Below are 17976 nucleotides of genomic sequence, written 5' to 3'. Positions count from 1 at the left end.
CCGACGCTGACTGACCTCACCAATGACCTCTCCCTCGCACCGCCGACGACCCGTACGTCGCTCCGGCACGGCCTGCCCTGCGAACGATCCGAAAGGAACCACCGCGTTATGACCGCCACCGCCACCGCCACCACTACCGACACCCCCGACCCCGTTGCCGTCCCCAGGGCGATGCCCGTGTGGCCGCTCTGGCTGCTGATCATGACCTTCTTCTCGACGACGGTCGGCGTGTCCGCCGGCCTGGTGGAAAGCCTCGCGGGCGTCGGCCTCCCGTCAGTGATCCGTTCTGCCGGGGCAGGCTTCTTGTCGGCAGCGGGCCTCTGCCTGACTGCTGTGCCCGCGGTGCTCCAGATGCGCAAGCGCCGATAGAGGTTCGGGAGGGGGCGCTGGTGCGGGCTGCCGGGGTGAGGTGATCCCGGCAGGTACTGCGGGCAGCGCTCTGCCCCGTACGAGGCGTGGCCCGGCACATCCCGTGAAAGTGCCGGGCCGCGGTGTCGAGCAGTTGCTCCCCGCGCCCGCGGGGATGGGATGACCCCAGGTGTCCTACGACGTGCGTCAACGGCCCGCCACCCGCTTACGACGTCGGCCTGAGGTTCCCCCGACCTGCGGAAGGTCGCCGTTCATGGCCTGATGGGCCGTGAGAAAGGAAGCCTTGTGCGATGGCTGCACCGATGAAGTACCCGCCCGAGTTGCGCCGGCGGGCGGTCCAGATGTATCGCGAAGCGGACCCGAAGCCAAGGTCGTGCGCCGCTGGGCGTGCTCGATCTGCGGGAATGTGCTGAAGAACGCCGACTTCTTGTCCGGCTTCACCGACGAATTCCCCTCCATCGCCGCGTACGAGCGCATCGACCGGCCGACCTGCAGCGCCGGCTGCGGCTGGCCCTCTTCGCGCTGGGCACGAACAGGGGTGGTGAAGTACGCCACCGCGCTCCCGCTGGGGACTGCGGAGGCTGAGCAGGTACTGCGCCGGCTCACCCGCGGTGGGCTGCAGGTTGTGGAGAACTGGAACTCGGCGAACACCGTGCTCCACTACGGCAAGGGCGGCGCCCTGACCGGACCCGACAAGGAGCACGCCGAGACCAGCATGCTCGCGCTGTACCTGCTGCAGTCCGCGCTGGACAAGCGCCTCGACCTGGGCTCCTCGGCAATGGTGCCCGGGCAGCGGCGGGCCGCAGGGCACAGCCAGACGCGGTCAAGGTCGGCAAGCGACCCGTGACCCAGCTCAGCCCGGCAGAACGTCCTCAAGTTCCACCAGTTCCTGCGTGTTCAGTGTGAGTTCCACGGCCCTGGCGGAGTCGGTGATGGAGGCCGGGCGGCTGGCTCCCGGTACCGGGACCATCGCCGGGGAGTGGGCGAGCAGCCAGGCCAGGGCGATCTGCTGGGGGCTGACCCCGCGTTCGGTGGCGATGCGGTGGAAGGCTGTGCCGATGGAGGTGGGGCCGGAGGGGCCGTCGAGGGAGCTGCGGGAGATTCCGCCGAGTGGGCTCCAGGGCAGGAAGGCCAGCCCCAGCTGTTCACTCAGCTGCAACTCGGGCTCGCTGTCGCGGACGGCGGGCGAGTACTGGTTCTGTACGGAGACGAGCCCGTCGCCGAGGATCTGATGTGCCTGGCGGATCTGGGCGGTGGTGACGTTGGAGATGCCGGCGGCGCGGATGGTGCCGGCGTCTAGAAGCTCGCGCAGCGCGCCGACGGATTCCGCCCAGGGCACGGTCGGGTCCGGCTTGTGCAGCTGGTAGAGGCCGATCGCGTCGACGCCCAGGCGCTTGGCGGAGGCTTCAGCGGCTTGCTTGAGGTGGGCGGGGGTGGCGGTCACGGTCCAACTGCCGTCGCCGGGGCGGCCGCGGCCGCCCTTGGTAGCCACCAAGACATGGGAGGTGTCGCTGCCATAGCGGGCCAGGGCGCGGGCGATCAGCAGCTCGTTGTGGCCCGCCTCGTCGGCGTGCCAGTGGTAGCTGTCGGCGGTGTCAATAAGGGTGACGCCGGCGTCGAGGGCGGCGTGGACGGTGGCGATGGCCCGCGCCTCGTCCGGGCGGTGCTCGATGGACAGAGGCATGGCACCCAGGCCGACGGCGCTGACTGCGGTGTGGGCGATGGTGCGGTACTGCATGGTGGCCTTGTTCCTCAAGCGGTGGGAGCAGCGGATATGGCGAGGGCTTCGGCGACGGCGCCGGGCAGCCAGTCGGTGGTGCGGGAGAAAGAGAAGCCCAGTGCCTTCGCACGGGCATTGCTCATGGCGTAGTGGCGGTCGAAGGAGAACGGTGAAGCCCCCACGCCCGCCGGGACTGTCCGGTAGACGGCCTCCCGGCCGGCCTGCGTGGCGACGATCTCAGCGAGGCCGTGCACATCGAGCGGGCCGTCGGAGCAGGCGTTGACCGGGCCGGTGAAGTCGGCTGCGGTCGCCCACAACAGCAGGTCCGCCACCTCCTCGTAGTGGATGAAGACCGTGGGCAGCGCCTTCGCGTGCACCGTGACCTCTTCGCCCCGGGTGATGCGCCCGGCATAGTGCGCCAGCCTGCCGGTGAACTCCTGCGCGCCGCCGCCGAGCACATGGGCGCTGCGCACAGTGGCGAAGGTGAAGCTGCCGGCGTGGGCGAAGACGGCCTCGGCCTGCCGCTTGCCCTCGGCGTAGTGCGCCTCCAGGTAGGAGTCGTCGTGCCAGGGCAGGTCCATGGCCACCTGCCAGGTGGCCGGGTCCACGCTCTCCTCGGGCACGGGCGTCCCCGTGGGCACGGTCGGCAGCGCGGCGGTCGCGGGGTCGTAGACCTCGATCGTGGAGGTCATGACGTAGCGCCGGGTGCGGCCGGCAAAGGCGCGGGCGGCGATAGCGGCCTGTACCGGGGTGTAGCAGACCTGGTCCACCACGACGTCGAAGGTGCGGGCGTCGAGTGCGGCTGTCAGGGCGGCCTCGTCGTTGCGGTCGACGGCGAGGTGCTCGACGCCGGCGGGCGGTGGGGTGGAGCCGCGGTTGATCACGGTGACCTGGTGGCCAGCGGCCTGCAGGCGCTCTACCAGGAGCTTTCCGAAGTACCGGCTTCCGCCGATGACGCAGATCTTTTGCATGCCCCCCATCCTGGAGACCTATCGTCATCAGCAGAAGTCCTGACTTACTTGGTGCTTATTAAGGAAAACTGTTGATCGATGTGCAGCGGCTCCGGGTCCTGCGGGCGGTGGCGGAGCACGGCAGCTTCAACCGGGCGGCCGCGGTTCTCCGCCTCACCCCCTCGGCCGTCTCCCAGCAGGTGGCTGCCCTGGAACGCAGCCTCGGTGCCCAGGTCGTCGCGCGCAGCACCCGAGGCGTCTCCCTCACACGGGCCGGCCAGATCATGGTCGGCGCCGCCGAATCCGTCGCCGCGGAGCTTGAACATGCACACCAGCAGGTTGCCGAGCTCAGCACTGGCCGCACCCAGCTCACCGTCGCCACTTTCACCAGTGGCGGCAGGCTCATGCTGCCCGCCGCTCTCACCCAGCTCATGGCAGCGCATCCCCGCACCGTGCTCCATGTCAGGGAGGGCGAACCCGAGGACACCCTTCCCCTCGTCCGGCAGGGCGCCGTGGACCTCGCCCTCGCCTACCACTTCGATGGCCCGCTCCCCGTCGGACCAGGCCCGAGCTCCAGCCTGGAGTGGACGCCGCTCCTGGAAGACCCCCTGCACGTCGTCCTGCCGCAGGGACACCGGCTCGCGAGCCACGACGCGCTCGACCTCGCCGATCTGGCAGCCGAACCCTGGGTGCTCGGCTGCCTGAAGACCGAGGCATATCTGCGCCGCTACGCTGAGCACGCCGGCTTCGATCCGGAAATCCGCGGGACCACCACCGACTACTTCTTCGCCCGCTCCCTCGTCGCCGCTGGCATGGGAATCTCCCTGATCCCCTCCATCGCGCTCGCCCCCGAAATCCCGGGCCTCAGCACCGTCCCGATCAAGTCGCCGGGCCCGATCCGGCACATCGGCGTCGCCACAATCAGGGGCCGTGACCGGCCCCACGTCACGACGCTCATCCGCTCCCTTCGCGAGCAGGCGATGCGGCACAACGGGCATTGATCCGCCACGGACCCGCCGCACACCAACGGGTGGCGTTTCATAGGTGTTCACCTGTGAAACAGTCCGCCCGACAGTCCCTCGACACGCAACTCGACTCCCTCGCCGAGGCCGGCGTGACCCGGATCTTCTCGGAGAAGATCTCCACCCGGGCCACGAAGCGGCCCGAGCTGGACCAGGTCGTGACGCTCGCCCGGGAACTGCGCGCCTGCGGCGTCGCGGTCACCCTCGTCGTCCACGAGCACAAGCGCCTCGGCCGCGTCATCGACCTCGCCACCCTCCCCGAAGAACTCAAGGCGTCCGACGTTCCTGGAGTTCGCCGGTGAGGAATTCCAGGCCGAGGATCTACTCGCGTTCCATGCCGGACAGGCGGGGGGATTTCAGGCAACCGACGCCCGGAACGGATCCGTGGGAATGATCTCTGCCTCGTCGAAGAGCTGCTCCAAGGCGTCATGACCCTGGCGCCTGCGGAAGTCGATCTCGGCGGTCGTCACAGGCAGGGTCCACAGGATGCGGGCGTGTCCCCCGGGCAGCGGGCAGTGTTCAAGGTCTGGGCCGTGGAGACAGGGCAGGCTGATCAGCAGGTGGTCGCAGGCCGAACCCGGCACCCACGGTTCACCGATCGGCATGCTGTGCTCCAGGTCGAGCTGATGCCCTCCGCAGTGGTACGAGGCGATCATCGACATCAACTCGATGAACCGCGGGTCGCGGACAGGGGCGGTCATGACGAACTCAAGCCCATGGCCATCCTCCTCCGTCGCGGCCCAGCACCCGGCGGTCACATAGGCCCAGCTGTCGCTGCGGGGACCAGGCCCCACCACGAGAACGCGCAGATCGGGCACTATCTCTCGCCGTTCCGGCCCGAGGTCGCAATCGACGACCTCCAAGGAATGCCCCTCGAAGAACGCCCGAACATGGGACTCAACGGCCTCCGCGGCCATCAACCTCGCATCAGTCACCGCGCGATCATCCCAGACCGCTCACACAGCGTCATTGAGCTGCGGGCCCACCAGATGGTCGTCCCCGGCACCCCGCGCGACTCCCTGCACCTACTGGACGCGCTGCTGAACCTGGACGGCGGCGTGAAGCCGGAGATGGTGGCCACCGACAACGCCTCGTACTCCGACATGATGTTCGGCCTGTTCAAGATCCTCGGCTACAACGTCAGCCCGCGTTTCCGCGACCTGGACGACCAGCGGTTCTGGCGGGCCACGATGGCCGGCGTCGAGACGGGCCCGTACGGCGCGGTGGAGGACCTGGCCCGCAACCGCGTGAACCTGAACAAGGTGATCACGCACGGCCGGACATGTTGAAGGTGGCGGGTTCCCTGGTCACCCACCAGGTCCGCGCCCACGACCTGCTGCGCATGTGCGGCCGTGACGGGCGCCCGACCCCGCTGGGACCGGCGTTCGCCGAGTACGGGCGGATCGCCCAGACCGAGCACCTGCTGCGGGTGGTCGACCCGGTCGACGACACCTGCCGGCGGCAGATGAACCGCCAGCTCACCGTGCAGGAGTCCCGCCACAAGCCGGCTCGGGACCGAGACGACCAGCAAGAGCTGAGCGAGAACCCAGGACGCGCAGGTGTCGCCGTCATGGCTTCCGGAGCAGCCTAGGACGATGTGATCCGGTACGTGAGGTGAGTGACCTGGGGGGAGCCGACCACCCGTGTGGGCTCGAGGCCGAGACCAGGTGAGACGCCGTCGAAGAGCCGGACGCCCGAGCCGAGTACGAGGGGTGCGAGGTGGATCTGGAGTTCGTCCAGCAGTCCGGCGTCGATGAACTGTCGTACGGTGTCTGCACCGCCGGAGATCTGGACGTCTTTGTCCCCTGCGGCCCGGCGAGCCTGGGCCAGTGCGCTGCCCATCCCTTCGGTCACGAAGGTGAAGGTGGTGCCACCCTGCCGTACCCATGGTTCCCGCGGGGTGTGGGTGAGGACGAAGACGGGGGCGCGGAAGGGCGGCGGGTCGGGCCAGCCGACCTCCCCTTCGGCAAACATCTGCCGCCCCATGATGTAGGCGCCGGCGCGGGAGAAGGTTTCCTGGACGATGTCGTCGTCCTGATTGGTCTGCCCGCCGCCGATGCTCTGGCGCTCCCGCCAGCTTTCGACACCGAAGACCCATTCGTGGATGCGCATTCCGCCGTCACCGAGCGGGTTGTCGGGACGGGAATCGGGGCCGGCGATGAAGCCGTCCAGGGACATGCCCAGACTGGCGAAGACCTTGCTCATGCCTGCTCCCCGGTGGTGAAGAAGCCGGTCAGGACGGGGGCGAGGAGCTCTGGGCCGATGTTGTGCTCCTGGCCGGGGAAGACGTGCAGGGTGAAGTTGTCAGCCAGTGCGGCGAGTTCCCGCGCGCCGGTGAGCATGTGCGGGGCGCCCGCGTCCCCGCTGCCGACGAGGACGGGCACCGTCACAGACCGCCACCGGTCGGCGGGCAGCGGCCGACCGGACATGGTGTCACCCATGACCCGGCCGTCATAAGGCAGGGTGCGGGCGGTGGCTTCCATACCTGCCCAGAAGGGGGCCTGCCGCATCCCGGCGACGGCCTCGGCGGGCATGCCCACGGCTGTGGTCATGAAGTAGGCCACGGCATCGCCGTACGCCCCCTGCTTCACGAGGTCCGCCAGGTGGGCGACGTAGTCGGCGGGCAACGGTGGGCGGCTGGAGTCGGTGATGAAGGGCGGCTCGTACATGGCCAGCTTCGAGACGGCGCTGCCCCGGGCGACGGCCTCCAGCGCCAGCACGGCGCCGGAGGACATGCCGAAGACCATCGCCTCGCCGCCCGCGCGCTCGATCAGGGCGTCCAGGTCCTCGACCTCGCGCTGTACGTCGTACTCCGGGCTGTCCCCGCTGTCGCCGCGGCCCCGGCGGTCGTACGTGATGACGGTGCAGTGCTCGGCCAGCAGGCCAGCGAGTGCGGCGGAATCGCCGCGCGTCATGAAAGCGCCGCCGACGAGCACCACCGCGGGGCCTGAGCCCTGCCGCTCGTAGGCGATGGCCGTGCCGTCGGCAGAGAACACCTTGTCCATAAGGAACCACTCCATGTATCTGCGGGGGGCGCAGGGCCGGAAGCCCCGCCCTCTTCGGAACTGGACGGTACAGTACCCACATGGGTACTGGTCAGTCCAGTACTCTTCACAGGAGGTTCAGACGCATGGAGAAGGAGCCGATGATGGACAGCCGTTCAGCGCGCAAGCACGAGGCGATCCTGGAAGCCGCGACCAGCGTTTTCCTGGACAAGGGATACGCGGGAACGAGCATGGACGACATCGCGAAGCTGGCCGCGGTGTCCAAACAAACCGTCTACAAGCACTTCTCCGACAAGGAGAAGCTCTTCGCCGACATCGTCCTGGCCACCACCGACCGGCTCGACACCACGATCGACCTGCTGGCCGACCTCCCCACCGACGACGCCAACCTGGAGGAGAACCTGACCCGGCTCGCCCGTCAGTTCCTGACCGCCCTCACCGACCCCCGAGTGATCCAGCTGCGACGCCTGATCATCGCCAATGCCGACGTCTTCCCCGACCTGGGAACCGAGTGGTACGAGCGAGGCTTCCAACGAGGACTCACCACGCTGGCGGCAACCTTCCAGCGCCTGGCCGACCAGGGGCTCCTCCGCATCGACGACACACTCCTGGCCGCGAACCACTTCTCCGGCCTGCTGCTGTGGATCCCGGTGAACAAGGCCATGTTCACCGGCAGCGTCCAGCACACCGAGGCCGACCTCGACCGCTACGCCGCCGCCGGCGCCCGCGTCTTCCTCGCCGCCTACCGCTGAGCACCGCCCCCGGCCTCGCCGACTCACGCGCATCGGCCGGGCGTAACACCCGACCGCAGGCCGGGCTGCCGTGGCATGTTCCCACCCTGTCGGCAAACAGACATGTGAAGACAGGTCGGGCGGGCGCCCAATGAACCGGTCCCGGTGACGCCCGCGCCGCCGATTGCTTTGCCGCGCTTGCGGGCGGACTCGTGGCCTTGCAGGGTGCGGTCGCGGATGTACTCGCGTTCCATGCCGGAGAGAGCCGCCCAGACCGTGAACACGACGCCGGAGGGGTTGTGCGAGCCCTGGAGGTCACCGGTGAGGAACTGAAGGCCGACGTCACTGGTCGTCAGCTCGTCAGCTCGTCAGCTCGTCAGCTCGTCAGCTCGTCAGCTCTTCGGCCAGCGTCGCCAGTTCGATGCCGCGGCCGAGCCGCTCGTGTTCGTGGACAACGAGGGTGACGCGGACTGTGTGGTACTGGATGGCCGCCTTGCCCTTACCCGTGCGGCACGGCGAGCCCGCCGGGATTGCACAGGTGGACATCGGGCACGCGTGCGATTCCACGCGCTTGAAGTCGTCGCTCACGAACCGCGACTGCGACCACCTATGAAACGCGGTGGCACTGCGGCCAGGCCGCTCCGTCTGCCTTGACGAGGTCATTCTGATCCCGGGCCGGGACCGCTCGCGGGTGGTTCAGGCAGCCAGTCGCGGGTCGGGTCGTACTCCAGCCATCGGCTTCGCCCTGCTTCCTCGGCACAGGCGGCGGCGAGGCTGTTCAGCCCCGGGCGCCCGTTGCCGGTGCGCCAGAGCAGCGACCAGGCGTACAGCGGCGTGGGATCGACCAGGGGGACGGAGCGCAATCCGGGGACCTCCGGCAGCGGCACATCTGCGGGCAGCAGCGAGAAGCGTCGCGGCCCTTGCGCCACTTCGGTGAGGAAATGGGTGAGCCCCAGGTTGACGCTCGTGGCTGCGTCCTGGATGCCGAATCGGTCGGCGAACTGATGGAGGAAGTCGAGTCGGTCCAGCGCACCGGGTGCCCACAGCACACTCTCGCGCAACTGGTCCGGCCGCAGTGCCGGTTCGGCTGCGAGCGGATGGTCCGCGCTCAGTACGGCGTCCACCGGTTCGAGGCGGACGAGACGGTGGGCAAGGCCGGCGGGCAGCGGGGGGTGGACCCGGCCGAAGGCCGCGTCGATGTCGCCGTGCAGCAGTGCCGTCGTCACCGACGGAAGATCGCGCCCGTGCCCCAACGCCAGCTCTCCGGCCCGTCCGGCGACCCGGGCCAGCGTCCGCATCGGCGCGTAGAGGTGCCCCCAGACGTCTACGCGCAGCGGACGGTCCTTGCCGACCACCGCCGCGACTGCGGAGTCGGCGGCGGCCACGGCCTGTCGGGCCGGCAGGAGGAAACGCTGTCCGTCCTCGGTGAGGCGTACGCCGTTGCCGCCGCGGTGGAACAGCTCGGTACCGAGCAGAGATTCCAGCCGCGCGATCCTTTTCGACAGCGCCTGCTGAGAGATGGCGAGCGTCCCGGCCGCCCGCCCGAAGTGCAGTTCCTCGGCGGTGCGCACAAAGGCACGTACCTGCGCCACGTCGAGATCCATGGCTCCTACCATAGGTGACAACCGATAGTTGTCGGCCTTGCCTGTGCGTTGTTGGATCACGGGGTGGCCGCGGGGGTTGCATCCTCCGCATGCAAAGACTGATTCCCACGGGAGAAGCGGCGCGCCCGGTCGCCTTCGCCGAGTTCCCCCAGCCCGTGCCCGAGCCCGGCGAGACACTGATCAAAGTCGAGGCGTTCGCCCCGAACCGGGGTGAGATGTTCCTTCTCGAACATCCCCGGCCGGGGGTGCTGCCGGGCAAGGACGTCGCAGGGCTCGTCGTACAGGCAGCAGCGGACGGCTCCGGCCCCGGCATCGGTACCCGCGTGGTCGGGCATCCGGCGCAGGGCGGCTGGGCCGAGTACGCCGCCGTTCCCACGCACTCGCTCGCGGTCCTCCCGGACAGCATCGACAACGTACGGGCGGCGGCCCTTCCCCTGGCCGGGATCACTGCCCTGCGGCTGCTGCGTACGGCCGGTTCCCTGGTCGGCCGACGGGTGCTTCTGACCGGCGCCTCGGGTGGCGTCGGCCACTACGTCACCGAGCTGGCCGTCGGTGCGGGAGCCGATCTGACCGCGGTGACAGCCACTCCGACGCGCGGCGAGCGCCTTGCGGAGCTGGGCGCGAAGGTGGTGTACGAGATCGGGGCGGCTCAGGGGCCGTTCGATGTCGTACTGGAGTCCACCGGCGGGCCGGAACTGCCACTGGCCCTGTCGAAGGTGCGCCCGGGCGGCACGCTCGTCTGGTTCGGCCAGGCGAGCCGCACCCCGGTGACCCTCGACTTCTTCCAACTCCTCGGCGGGCCCGAGCGCGTCACGATCCAGCACTTCCACTACGCCGGCGCCCCGTACGGTTCCGATCTCTCAGCCCTGGTGAGCCTCGTGGAGCAGGGCCGTCTGCACCCGGAGATCGGCCGCGCCACCGACTGGGCACAGACCGCCGACACCCTGGTCGACCTGCGAGAGCGCCGGATACGCGGCAAGGCCGTCCTGTTGACCCAAGGAGCACGATGACCACCACCGACTTCGCCGCCGCCCGGTGGACACGTGCCACCGGCACAGGTGTGGACCCTCACGAGTACCAGCGCATCACCGAGGGCCTCACCTCCGTCGCCGACTGGGGCCCGTCCTTCCTGCGCACCGGACACGGCTACCTCCAGCGCGCGGAGGACGCGGGATCGTCCCTCTCCGCGGGTGAGTACCTGCTGACGGCGGCCCGCTGGTTCCACCTGGCCACCCTGGCGCCGTACGCGGACGCCTCCCGTGCTGCCGCCGAGGCGGACCACGCCCTGAGCCGGGCGCTCACGGTGCTGGAGCCCGGTGCGCGGCGGGTGAGCGGCGAGGGATTCACCGGCTGGCTGCGCGGTCCCTCCAACGCACCGGGGACCGTGGTCGTCGTTCCCGGTCTGGACTCGGCCAAGGAGGAATTCCTCGACCTGGCCTCCGCCCTGCTGGCCAGGGGGCTGGCGGTGTTCGCGATGGACGGCCCCGGACAGGGCGTGCTCGCGGCCACCACGACCTTCGTGCCGGACTACGAGCGGGTCGTGGGCCGGGTCATCGAGGCCCTCGGCGTCGCACGCATCGGACTCGTCGGTCTGAGTCTGGGCGGCTATTTCGCGGCCCGGGCCGCGGCCCTGGAGCCGCGCGTGGCGGCGGTCGCCACCGTCAGCGGCCCCTTCCGCCTCGACTGGGAGGAACTGCCCCCGCCGGTACAAGAGATCATGGCCCAACGCGCGGGGGGTGCCGACGCCGCCCACGAGTTCGTACGTCACGTGGACCTCGCCGCCCTGGCACCCCGCATCGCGGCCCCGCTGCTGGTCGTGGACGGAGACCAGGACATCATCCCCGGCGTGACGAACGGTGAGGCTCTGGCCCGCCTGGCGCCGAACGGCAGCTACCTGTCCGTTCCGCACGGGGACCACCTCCTCGGCAACGCGCGGCCCGACTGGCTGCCCCACCTCAGTGACCACTTCACGCACATCCTGACGGGAGCACCGGCATGAACCGCTTCACCGGCAAGACCGTCCTCATCACCGGCGGTACCAGCGGCATGGGCCTGGCGACCGCACACCGCCTCGTCGCCGAAGGCGCCCACGTCGTCGTCACCGGCCGTACCCGCGCACGGGTGGACGCCGCCGTCCAGGAACTCGGCCCGGGGGCCTCGGGAGTCGTGGCCGACGCCGCCGACCTTGGCGCGGTGGACGCATTGGTGCAGACCGTACGGGACCGTCACGGCCAGCTCGACGGCCTCTTCGCGAACGCGGGTACCGGGACATTCCTGCCGTTCGAGAACATCACCGGACCAGACTTCGACCACGGCGTCGACGTCAACTTCAAGGGCGTGTTCTTCACCGTTCAAAAGGCACTTCCGCTGCTGGCGGACGGAGGCTCAATCGTTATCAATGCCTCCTGGACCCTCCACCGGGGCAACAGCGTCCTGACCCTCTACTCGGCAACAAAGGCCGCCGTGCACAACCTGGCCCGAACCCTCGCCGCCTCACTCGCCCCGCGCGGCATCCGCGTCAACTCCGTCAGCCCCGGCTACATCGACACCCCGATGTACCCCGCAGACGCGCTGACCGAATCGGAGGCAGAGGCGGTCACCGGGCAGATCGTCGCCGGCCGCTTCGGGCGCCCGGAAGAGGTCGCCGCCGCCGTGGCGTTTCTCACCTCGTCCGACGCGTCCTACATCAATGGCCAGGATCTCGTCATCGACGGCGGCCTGCTCGGTGCCGTACCCGCCTGATGGTTTGGCATAACACGCTCGCGGTCTGATCGGTCTTCTCGGAACGGCACCGACCGTACCCCCTCCGTTCTCCACCCTCGACGACGCGAATGCGTCCGCCACGCTGCCTCGTTCATCCGGGGCCGGGGAGGTCCTGAAGATGTCGGAGTCCGTCAGTGTGTCTCCGTGGCCGGCCGGTCAGCGGTGATGGGTCTGATGTCATCTGATCGGGATGGTCTTCTGCGCGCGGCCGACCTCCAGCATCGCCGCGTAGGTGGGGTGCGAGGCGTTGCGGGTGAAGCGGCGCAGGATCGCCTCGGTGGAGGCGGTGCGGGTACGGACCGCGGTGGCGTACTTGATCATCTGGTCGTACTGCTGGGCGAGGAGCTCCCAGCGGAGGGGGCGAGTCAGTGCCGGGGTCAGCTTCGGGTAGACGTCCGGTTCGCCGGCCACCGGCTAGGTAGAGCTCGACCTTGTTGATCCGCTCGCCAGACTCTCCCACTGCCCCCTGGCCACTCCGTCCGTGTCCGGTACGACGGCGCACCAGTCGCCCAGCGCCGCATCGGCCAGCATGAGGGGGAAACCGTCATCCGTGACCTCGGAGAGTGTGTCGGCTCCACCGGGGTAGTTCCGGTGGGCCAGTTCGCCCTGCGGCAGCGGGGCCACGAAGGCGGTGAAGTCGTCTTGCAGCAGCTCCTCTCTGGGGTTCAGCTCCGGCTCGGTGGCCACGCAAACCAGCGAGCGCGGCCGCAGCAGTCGGGCCACTTCGGCTGTGCTCTCCGGCGTCACGCGGAACCATCTGCACCCGTGAGCGCCGTACGCCCAGCGCTCGCAGACCAGGGTCAGGCGCCCGGACGCCTGCGCCACCCTCGCCCAGAAATCCGCGTCCGCGACGGCGACGACGGGGTCCGAGACCTCCATGGGTTCAGGAACCGCGTCTCGCCACAGGAATGCTGATGTGGTGAAGAGGTGTACCGCTCCGTCCCATCCCGACTCGATCTGAAGTCTCCCGGGTGCGGCGAGCTGACAATACGGCCCGTGCCCGGCTGCCATTCCCTCGGCGAGACCTATCGCTTGCAGCGGCCGGACCTCCGCACCGTTGCGCAGGCCGCGGTGCTCTTCGGGAAGGGGCTCGCTCACCAGCAGCCCGCCCACCTCCAGGAGGTCTGCGCCGCTCTTCTCCATCGCGGCTCCGAGCACCTTGCGAAGCTCCGCCGCGTACGCGCTCCAGGCAGCGGCTTCCGCCAGCTCCTCTCGTACGCGCTCGCTGCGGGGGCTGACGATCAGCTCTTTGCTCATTTCGCCAGCCACTCAAGTCCTCGCAGCTCTCCGTTCGGCCCGATGTCCCATCGTACGTTCCGTCTCGGGCCGAACCCCCGGCGGCGGCCGGCCAATGAAGGCGAGCCTCTGTGACCGCCGCTATCTTGCACCCTGGTCAGGGACAGGAGACCGGGGCCGACCGGTCGTCCTTGCGGGCCGGGGCCCGAATCAGCAGCTCATCGACCAGGTGTGGGAGTCTCCGTTGTCATTGGCAGCTCCGTTGTAGGCGACCTCCTGGCCGGGAGTCAGGCAGATGGTCAGGTGGCCGCCCTGGTGCGCCCGGGAGTACACCTTGACGTGGTCCTTGACGCCCGGACCGGAAATTTCCGTGATTGGCCCACGAGGAGTCCTCGTCGGCGATGTAGCTCTCCCACCAGCCGTCATCACCGGACCAGTTGGCGCGCTGGCCGGCGTAGTCGGCATCCGTCCAGGCACAGAAGTGTCCGCTGGGACAGTCGGCTGCGCCGGCCGTGGTGGAGACCGTCAGGGCTCCGGTCATGGCCAGGAGCGCCGCGGCGGCGGACGTGATGATGCGTTGCATGGTCATGAAGGGTGGTGCCCTTTCGGCTCGGTCGGTTTCAGATCGGTGGTTGGTTCGGTTCTCCGACCGGGCCCCTGCGGAGCCTGCGCGGCGGAGGTCAGGTTGACGGCGCGCTGCAGGGCGATCGTGCGCAGCTGTCGGTAGGCGGTCAGTTGCTCGCGCCGCTCGGTACGTACGTTGGCCAGCAGGGTGGGCTCCAGGCGGGATTCGACCTCCGCCAGACCGCTCTCGCGGTTGCAGCGATCCGTGATGGCCGGGTCCGGCCGGTCCGGGTGCGTTCGGGACGGGTGCCCGGTGCAGCGTTTCCAGCGGGCCATCGCGGCGCGGTGCTCGGGGTCGGTCGCCATCCGGGCCTGCGCTTCCGCGCGCAGGTTGTTGACGACCACCTCGGCCTCGAACCACCGCTTCTGATCGCCGTAGAGGACGCGCTGCGCGTTGGCGAGGCAGCCATCCGTGTTGGCGGTGACCGTGTGCCCGGTGGGGAGTGTGAGGGACAGCTCGCGGGGGTCCGTGCCGAAATAGGCGGCCTCGAACCGCTCGTCCTCGGCGGTGGCGGCCTTCGGGCGTTGCCGTAGGGATGGCACGGCCAGCCCCTGCCCGGAAAGACAGCGGGTGACGAGGGTGAGCTGCGCGGATCTGATGAGGTCGTCCTGGGCCTGTTCGCCGGCCGGGATCTCACGCTGTGGGGATGCGGTCGGATGATCGGCGCAGCTCGTCATCAGCAGGGCGACGGTCGCGATGCAGACGGCGCGGGTCAGGCGCATGGTTCAGCCGACCTGGCAGTCAACCGTTCCGCCGGCGACGCCGTCGAGACGCGCATGCCCCGCGCTCCTACGGTGATGATCTTCCCCACTGCCGGTGAACGACCGCCACGGCTGAAGGTCACACCCCCAAGCGCCCTGGCCACACACTGACGCAAGGCGTAGCCGTCACGGAAGAGCGGCAGAGCCGGGTGCAACGAGCCTGCCGCAGGGTGCCGTGCAGTTCATCCGTCGAAACGAAGAGGAACATCTCCGCATGGCGCACCACCCGCAGTCGTACCCCGCCGAGGACTTCGGCCTCATACCTCCACCGGAGTGCAGCAGACTCCTGCGGGACCACGGCCGCCGGATCCTCGCCGCCACCGCCACCGCCGCCCTTCTCCTCGCCGGCGCGACCGCCTGCAGCGACACCACCCCGCGTCCCGCCGCCGAGAGCAGCAGCGCCGCACCGAAGGGGCCCTTCGTCCCGGCCCAGCTCGCCCAGGCATGGAAGACGCCGCCCGCCGAAGGCAACCCGCTGCGCACACCGTTCATGGCCACCTGGCGCACGAACTCCGCCTACTACGTAGGCCGAGGGATCGGCGTGCAGATCCTGGACCCTGCGACCGGAAAGCTGCTGGGTACCGTCACACCAGAGCGGGTCCGGCTGCAGGCCGTGGAACGCTTCGAGGGCGGGCAGAAGAACCGGGAAGTCGCTGCCGCGTCACGGGTCAGCGAGCAGTCCGTGGAGCGATGGCGGCGCCAGTGGCGCGAGCGTGGTGAGACCGGAGTCCTGTCGAAGGGATCGCCGGGCCGACCGAGGCTGAGCGATTCACAGATGGCCAGGCTGGAACGGGAGTTGGAGCGCGGACCGCTGGTTCACGGCTGGGCCGATCAGCGGTGGACACGCGCGTGGATCAAGACGCTGATCGGCCGCCTGTACCACGTGAGCTACACGGTGGAGGGCACCTGGCAGCCGCTGAAGCGGCACGGCTGGTCCTGGCAGCAGCCGGCCCGGCGGGCGATCGAACGCGACGACGACGCGGTCGAGAGGCGGAAGAAGACCTGGCCGCTGGTAAGAAAGCCGCGACGGCTGCCTGGCCGGGACCGGCCTGATCATGGACAGCTGACCGACGTCGACGACCGATCGGTGGCCTCGTGGCTCCGCGCCGTCGAGCACGAGCTCAACCGGACGGCATGACCGAGGACCACACGCCGAACCACTGCTCGGCGCTGTACTCCTCGAACCGCTCCACCTCGGTGAACCCCAGCTTCGCCGCGAGACGCATCGAGCGGTCGTTGGCGGTCTGGGTGCAGAGCACCACCGGCTCGCCGGGAAGCGCGTTGGCGAACCAGTCGAGTGCCGCCGCGCACGCCTCGGCGGCGTACCCGCGTCCCCACGCCTTCGGCAGGAACATGTAACCGAGTTCGGCCTCTCCGGCATCCGGACGGAGGTGCCCCGGACGCTCTGCGTCGCGCCGATCGAGCGTGATCGTGCCGATCATCGCTCCGTTGAGATCGATCACGAAAAGGCCAGGGCGCCGCCCGGGCACCGCAGGCACCGCGCGTTCGAGTTCATCACGCGGTCGAGGGCCACCGAGGTAGGTGCGCACCTCTGGCAATGCGAACAGTTCGATGAACGCCGCACGGTCCCGGGCCTCGGACTCGCGGAGCACCAGCCGCTCGGTCCGTATCGGGGCAGGTGGCCAGGCGACGGGTCCAAGCTCAGTCATGCCGCGCAACCTATAGCACGCCCTCCGGGCATGAACTACCGAGGAACCCTCGACTCGGTCACTGGCCTGGGACCAGCAGGTCCCAGGACCGGGGCCGAGCGAGCGCCTGCCACTCATCCCGGAGCAGGGCCAGCACCGAGACGTCGTACCGGCGGCCCCGGTGCAGGCAGGCGGAGCGGCGCACCCCCTCCTGGACGAACCCGGCTCTGGCCAGGACGCCGAGAGCCGCGGTGTTGGTGGTGTGGGTGACGGCTTGGACGCGGTGCATGGGCAGTTCGCCGAAGGCGAGGTCGACCAGCGCGTCCACGGCGTCGGAGCCATGGCCCTGGCCCCGGTGATCCGGGTCGAGCATCAGCATGATCTCGGCCGTGCCGTCAACCAGGTCCTGGCCGGTCAGGGCGATATGGCCGATCGGCGTGCCGTCGGGAAGCAGGACGAGGAAGTCGTCGCGGTCGTGCTCGTCGCGGTCGCGCTCGATGCGCTCGCGCACGGCAGAGAGGGAACGCGGCCACATGCCCACCTCGTGGGCGGCCACAGGGTCGGCGCGCCAGGCGTGGACCAGCTCCGCATCGTCGACGTCGAGGGGCGCCAAGGCCACGCCTCTACCCTGCCAGCAAACTTCCCGACGCGACCCCGCGTCCCCGTCCTCCTCCAGTCCCTTCCCCGCAACGCACCCCACCACAGTCCCTGCCCCCTCCTCGGTCATGGGCGGATGCTACGGGCCTACGAGACCGGCGGACCAGTCATTTCCGTTCCCTCGGACGACCCGCTACGGACGGGACCCCAGGCGGTGTGAGATGTACAGTCCCAGTCCGCTCAGTCCGCTCAGTCCGCTGGCTGCCTATCCTTGTGACCATGACTGCCCAGCCTCCGGAGCCCTCTCCGCGCCCTGCTCCATCAGGAGAGCTCCGCGCCTCTCACGACGACCGGGAAGCAGTGGTGGAGCAGCTGCGCGATGCGGCAGCCGAGGGGCGAATCGATCTCGATGAGCTGGATTCACGCCTGGAGCAGGCGCTGACGTCCAAGACGCACGCCGAGTTGGCCGTCCTGACCGCCGACTTGCCGAGGCCGAAGTCCGCTGAGAGCCATCCGCTGCTGGTGCTCAAGGGCGGCATGAGTGGCGCGTCTCGAGGCCCCGGGCGCTGGGAGGTTCCCGGGCACGTGATCGCTCACGGAGGCGTGGGGGGTGTGAAGGTTGACTTCACCCGGGTTGAGTGCCGCCTCACGGAGGTCGCGGTGGAGGCGTACGGGGAGACATCTGGTGTCACGATCGTCATCCCCGACGGCTGGACCGCAGACACCAACGGCATGGATCCCGGCGTCGGCGGCCTGACGGACAAGACCACTCCCGACCGGCTTCCAGGAACTCCGCTGATCCGGCTCACCGGGGCCGGCGGCATGGGGGGAGTAATCATCCGCCACCCCAACCGCCGGGAACAGCGCAAGCTGCGAAGCAACCCGGCGCAGGGCTAGGATGCGTGCCGAGCTGTTGATCAAGCCCCTGCTGGCCGGCCTGGACG

The 17976-nt window shown here is 69.4% G+C and carries 22 protein-coding genes and 3 pseudogenes; 11 read left to right on the top strand and 14 right to left on the bottom strand.

The annotated features are described in order from the left end of the window. The first annotated feature begins 108 nt into the window (after window positions 1-108). Together ACFWUZ_RS26815 and ACFWUZ_RS26810 are read left to right on the top strand one after the other, a co-directional pair. Entirely contained in the window at window positions 109-369 is a 261-nt protein-coding gene (locus ACFWUZ_RS26815; RefSeq protein WP_384377947.1) for a hypothetical protein, read from the top strand. 406 nt (window positions 370-775) lie between these two features. Continuing rightward, window positions 776-1216, top strand: coding sequence for a hypothetical protein (locus tag ACFWUZ_RS26810; protein WP_384377944.1), 441 nt, complete (start codon window positions 776-778; stop codon window positions 1214-1216). 6 nt (window positions 1217-1222) lie between these two features. Here the strand turns inward: ACFWUZ_RS26810 and ACFWUZ_RS26805 are convergent, their stop codons facing one another. Next, complete coding sequence (locus tag ACFWUZ_RS26805; protein WP_384377941.1) at window positions 1223-2107, bottom strand: aldo/keto reductase; 885 nt, start codon at window positions 2105-2107, stop codon at window positions 1223-1225. Window positions 2108-2121: 14 nt separating this feature from the next. After that, window positions 2122-3060, bottom strand: coding sequence for an NAD-dependent epimerase/dehydratase family protein (locus ACFWUZ_RS26800; RefSeq protein WP_384377938.1), 939 nt, complete (start codon window positions 3058-3060; stop codon window positions 2122-2124). Between the two features lie 71 nt (window positions 3061-3131). On the opposite strand from ACFWUZ_RS26800, the gene ACFWUZ_RS26795 reads away from it, so the two are divergent. Further along, window positions 3132-4040, top strand: coding sequence for a LysR family transcriptional regulator (locus tag ACFWUZ_RS26795; protein ID WP_384377935.1), 909 nt, complete (start codon window positions 3132-3134; stop codon window positions 4038-4040). A gap of 29 nt (window positions 4041-4069) precedes the next feature. Further along, the gene (locus ACFWUZ_RS26790; protein WP_384377932.1) at window positions 4070-4363 is read left to right on the top strand and encodes a recombinase family protein; all 294 of its coding nucleotides are present in this window, start codon (window positions 4070-4072) and stop codon (window positions 4361-4363) included. Between the two features lie 54 nt (window positions 4364-4417). Here the strand turns inward: ACFWUZ_RS26790 and ACFWUZ_RS26785 are convergent, their stop codons facing one another. Further along, window positions 4418-4996, bottom strand: coding sequence for a suppressor of fused domain protein (locus ACFWUZ_RS26785; RefSeq protein WP_384377929.1), 579 nt, complete (start codon window positions 4994-4996; stop codon window positions 4418-4420). Window positions 4997-5050: 54 nt separating this feature from the next. Between ACFWUZ_RS26785 and ACFWUZ_RS26780 the strand changes: the two are divergent. Beyond that, window positions 5051-5574: pseudogene (locus tag ACFWUZ_RS26780) on the top strand (Tn3 family transposase); the annotation flags it as partial. 74 nt (window positions 5575-5648) lie between these two features. Here ACFWUZ_RS26780 and ACFWUZ_RS26775 read toward each other — a convergent pair. Beyond that, complete coding sequence (locus ACFWUZ_RS26775; RefSeq protein WP_384377926.1) at window positions 5649-6266, bottom strand: dihydrofolate reductase family protein; 618 nt, start codon at window positions 6264-6266, stop codon at window positions 5649-5651. Further along, complete coding sequence (locus ACFWUZ_RS26770; RefSeq protein WP_384377923.1) at window positions 6263-7066, bottom strand: alpha/beta fold hydrolase; 804 nt, start codon at window positions 7064-7066, stop codon at window positions 6263-6265. The genes ACFWUZ_RS26775 and ACFWUZ_RS26770 overlap by 4 nt, the downstream gene beginning before the upstream one ends. Window positions 7067-7191: 125 nt before the next feature. Between ACFWUZ_RS26770 and ACFWUZ_RS26765 the strand changes: the two genes are divergently transcribed. Beyond that, on the top strand, window positions 7192-7818 hold the full coding sequence (locus tag ACFWUZ_RS26765) for a TetR/AcrR family transcriptional regulator (RefSeq protein WP_384377920.1): 627 nt from the start codon (window positions 7192-7194) through the stop codon (window positions 7816-7818). Between the two features lie 23 nt (window positions 7819-7841). On the opposite strand, the gene ACFWUZ_RS26760 is transcribed toward ACFWUZ_RS26765, so the two are convergent. From ACFWUZ_RS26760 to ACFWUZ_RS26750, 3 genes are all read right to left on the bottom strand, one after another. Next, window positions 7842-8153 carry a recombinase family protein gene (locus ACFWUZ_RS26760; RefSeq protein ID WP_384378026.1) on the bottom strand — a complete coding sequence of 104 codons (312 nt, stop codon included), beginning with the start codon at window positions 8151-8153 and terminating at the stop codon, window positions 7842-7844. A 28-nt stretch (window positions 8154-8181) separates the two neighbouring features. Next, the gene (locus ACFWUZ_RS26755; RefSeq protein WP_384377917.1) at window positions 8182-8385 is read right to left on the bottom strand and encodes a hypothetical protein; all 204 of its coding nucleotides are present in this window, start codon (window positions 8383-8385) and stop codon (window positions 8182-8184) included. 71 nt (window positions 8386-8456) lie between these two features. Then, on the bottom strand, window positions 8457-9401 hold the full coding sequence (locus tag ACFWUZ_RS26750; protein WP_384377914.1) for a LysR family transcriptional regulator: 945 nt from the start codon (window positions 9399-9401) through the stop codon (window positions 8457-8459). Between the two features lie 89 nt (window positions 9402-9490). Between ACFWUZ_RS26750 and ACFWUZ_RS26745 the strand changes: the two genes are divergently transcribed. From ACFWUZ_RS26745 to ACFWUZ_RS26735, 3 genes are read left to right on the top strand one after another with little or no spacing between them, the layout of a single operon-like run. Further along, window positions 9491-10411, top strand: coding sequence for a zinc-binding dehydrogenase (locus tag ACFWUZ_RS26745; protein ID WP_384377911.1), 921 nt, complete (start codon window positions 9491-9493; stop codon window positions 10409-10411). After that, window positions 10408-11400 (top strand): alpha/beta hydrolase family protein, encoded by a 993-nt coding sequence (locus ACFWUZ_RS26740; protein WP_384377908.1) that lies wholly within the window; start codon window positions 10408-10410, stop codon window positions 11398-11400. The genes ACFWUZ_RS26745 and ACFWUZ_RS26740 overlap by 4 nt, the downstream gene beginning before the upstream one ends. Continuing rightward, window positions 11397-12143 carry an SDR family NAD(P)-dependent oxidoreductase gene (locus ACFWUZ_RS26735; protein ID WP_384377905.1) on the top strand — a complete coding sequence of 249 codons (747 nt, stop codon included), beginning with the start codon at window positions 11397-11399 and terminating at the stop codon, window positions 12141-12143. Before ACFWUZ_RS26740 ends, ACFWUZ_RS26735 begins: the two co-directional genes overlap by 4 nt. 210 nt (window positions 12144-12353) lie before the next feature. Here the strand turns inward: ACFWUZ_RS26735 and ACFWUZ_RS26730 are convergent. The 4 genes and pseudogenes from ACFWUZ_RS26730 to ACFWUZ_RS26715 form a co-directional block, all read right to left on the bottom strand. Further along, a pseudogene (locus ACFWUZ_RS26730) lies at window positions 12354-12578 on the bottom strand (Tn3 family transposase); the annotation flags it as partial. Continuing rightward, window positions 12579-13421, bottom strand: a complete 843-nt coding sequence (locus ACFWUZ_RS26725) for a hypothetical protein (protein WP_384377902.1) — start codon at window positions 13419-13421, stop codon at window positions 12579-12581. Between the two features lie 189 nt (window positions 13422-13610). After that, window positions 13611-13983, bottom strand: a pseudogene (locus ACFWUZ_RS26720) (peptidase inhibitor family I36 protein). A gap of 2 nt (window positions 13984-13985) precedes the next feature. Then, complete coding sequence (locus ACFWUZ_RS26715) at window positions 13986-14747, bottom strand: hypothetical protein (RefSeq protein ID WP_384377899.1); 762 nt, start codon at window positions 14745-14747, stop codon at window positions 13986-13988. Between the two features lie 643 nt (window positions 14748-15390). On the opposite strand from ACFWUZ_RS26715, the gene ACFWUZ_RS26710 reads away from it, so the two are divergent. Then, window positions 15391-15924, top strand: coding sequence for a transposase (locus tag ACFWUZ_RS26710; RefSeq protein ID WP_384378023.1), 534 nt, complete (start codon window positions 15391-15393; stop codon window positions 15922-15924). Here ACFWUZ_RS26710 and ACFWUZ_RS26705 read toward each other — a convergent pair. Next, a complete protein-coding gene (locus tag ACFWUZ_RS26705; protein ID WP_384377896.1) occupies window positions 15908-16456 on the bottom strand; it encodes a GNAT family N-acetyltransferase in 549 nt (182 codons plus the stop codon). The two genes, ACFWUZ_RS26710 and ACFWUZ_RS26705, sit on opposite strands and share 17 nt — an antisense overlap. Window positions 16457-16514: 58 nt before the next feature. Further along, window positions 16515-17054, bottom strand: coding sequence for a GNAT family N-acetyltransferase (locus ACFWUZ_RS26700; RefSeq protein ID WP_384377893.1), 540 nt, complete (start codon window positions 17052-17054; stop codon window positions 16515-16517). A gap of 257 nt (window positions 17055-17311) precedes the next feature. Between ACFWUZ_RS26700 and ACFWUZ_RS26695 the strand changes: the two genes are divergently transcribed. Then, complete coding sequence (locus tag ACFWUZ_RS26695) at window positions 17312-17929, top strand: DUF1707 domain-containing protein (RefSeq protein WP_384377890.1); 618 nt, start codon at window positions 17312-17314, stop codon at window positions 17927-17929. Window positions 17930-17976 lie beyond the last annotated feature (47 nt).

It is taken from the genome of Streptomyces sp. NPDC058646 (assembly GCF_042716875.1).
Taxonomy (GTDB): domain Bacteria; phylum Actinomycetota; class Actinomycetes; order Streptomycetales; family Streptomycetaceae; genus Streptomyces.
Note: the sequence above shows the minus strand (reverse complement) of the source record. Positions and strands in the feature narration are given on the sequence as shown.

Bases quoted from the DNA above. Each gene is read 5' to 3' on its own strand.
- ACFWUZ_RS26815 (WP_384377947.1), top strand. From the start codon at position 109: ATGACCGCCACCGCCACCGCCACCACTACCGACACCCCCGACCCCGTT.
- ACFWUZ_RS26805 (WP_384377941.1), bottom strand. From the start codon at position 2,107: ATGCAGTACCGCACCATCGCCCACACCGCAGTCAGCGCCGTCGGCCTG.
- ACFWUZ_RS26800 (WP_384377938.1), bottom strand. From the start codon at position 3,060: ATGCAAAAGATCTGCGTCATCGGCGGAAGCCGGTACTTCGGAAAGCTC.
- ACFWUZ_RS26775 (WP_384377926.1), bottom strand. From the start codon at position 6,266: ATGAGCAAGGTCTTCGCCAGTCTGGGCATGTCCCTGGACGGCTTCATC.
- ACFWUZ_RS26770 (WP_384377923.1), bottom strand. From the start codon at position 7,066: ATGGACAAGGTGTTCTCTGCCGACGGCACGGCCATCGCCTACGAGCGG.
- ACFWUZ_RS26765 (WP_384377920.1), top strand. From the start codon at position 7,192: ATGGAGAAGGAGCCGATGATGGACAGCCGTTCAGCGCGCAAGCACGAG.
- ACFWUZ_RS26750 (WP_384377914.1), bottom strand. From the start codon at position 9,401: ATGGATCTCGACGTGGCGCAGGTACGTGCCTTTGTGCGCACCGCCGAG.
- ACFWUZ_RS26745 (WP_384377911.1), top strand. From the start codon at position 9,491: ATGCAAAGACTGATTCCCACGGGAGAAGCGGCGCGCCCGGTCGCCTTC.
- ACFWUZ_RS26740 (WP_384377908.1), top strand. From the start codon at position 10,408: ATGACCACCACCGACTTCGCCGCCGCCCGGTGGACACGTGCCACCGGC.
- ACFWUZ_RS26735 (WP_384377905.1), top strand. From the start codon at position 11,397: ATGAACCGCTTCACCGGCAAGACCGTCCTCATCACCGGCGGTACCAGC.
- ACFWUZ_RS26725 (WP_384377902.1), bottom strand. From the start codon at position 13,421: ATGAGCAAAGAGCTGATCGTCAGCCCCCGCAGCGAGCGCGTACGAGAG.
- ACFWUZ_RS26715 (WP_384377899.1), bottom strand. From the start codon at position 14,747: ATGCGCCTGACCCGCGCCGTCTGCATCGCGACCGTCGCCCTGCTGATG.
- ACFWUZ_RS26705 (WP_384377896.1), bottom strand. From the start codon at position 16,456: ATGACTGAGCTTGGACCCGTCGCCTGGCCACCTGCCCCGATACGGACC.
- ACFWUZ_RS26695 (WP_384377890.1), top strand. From the start codon at position 17,312: ATGACTGCCCAGCCTCCGGAGCCCTCTCCGCGCCCTGCTCCATCAGGA.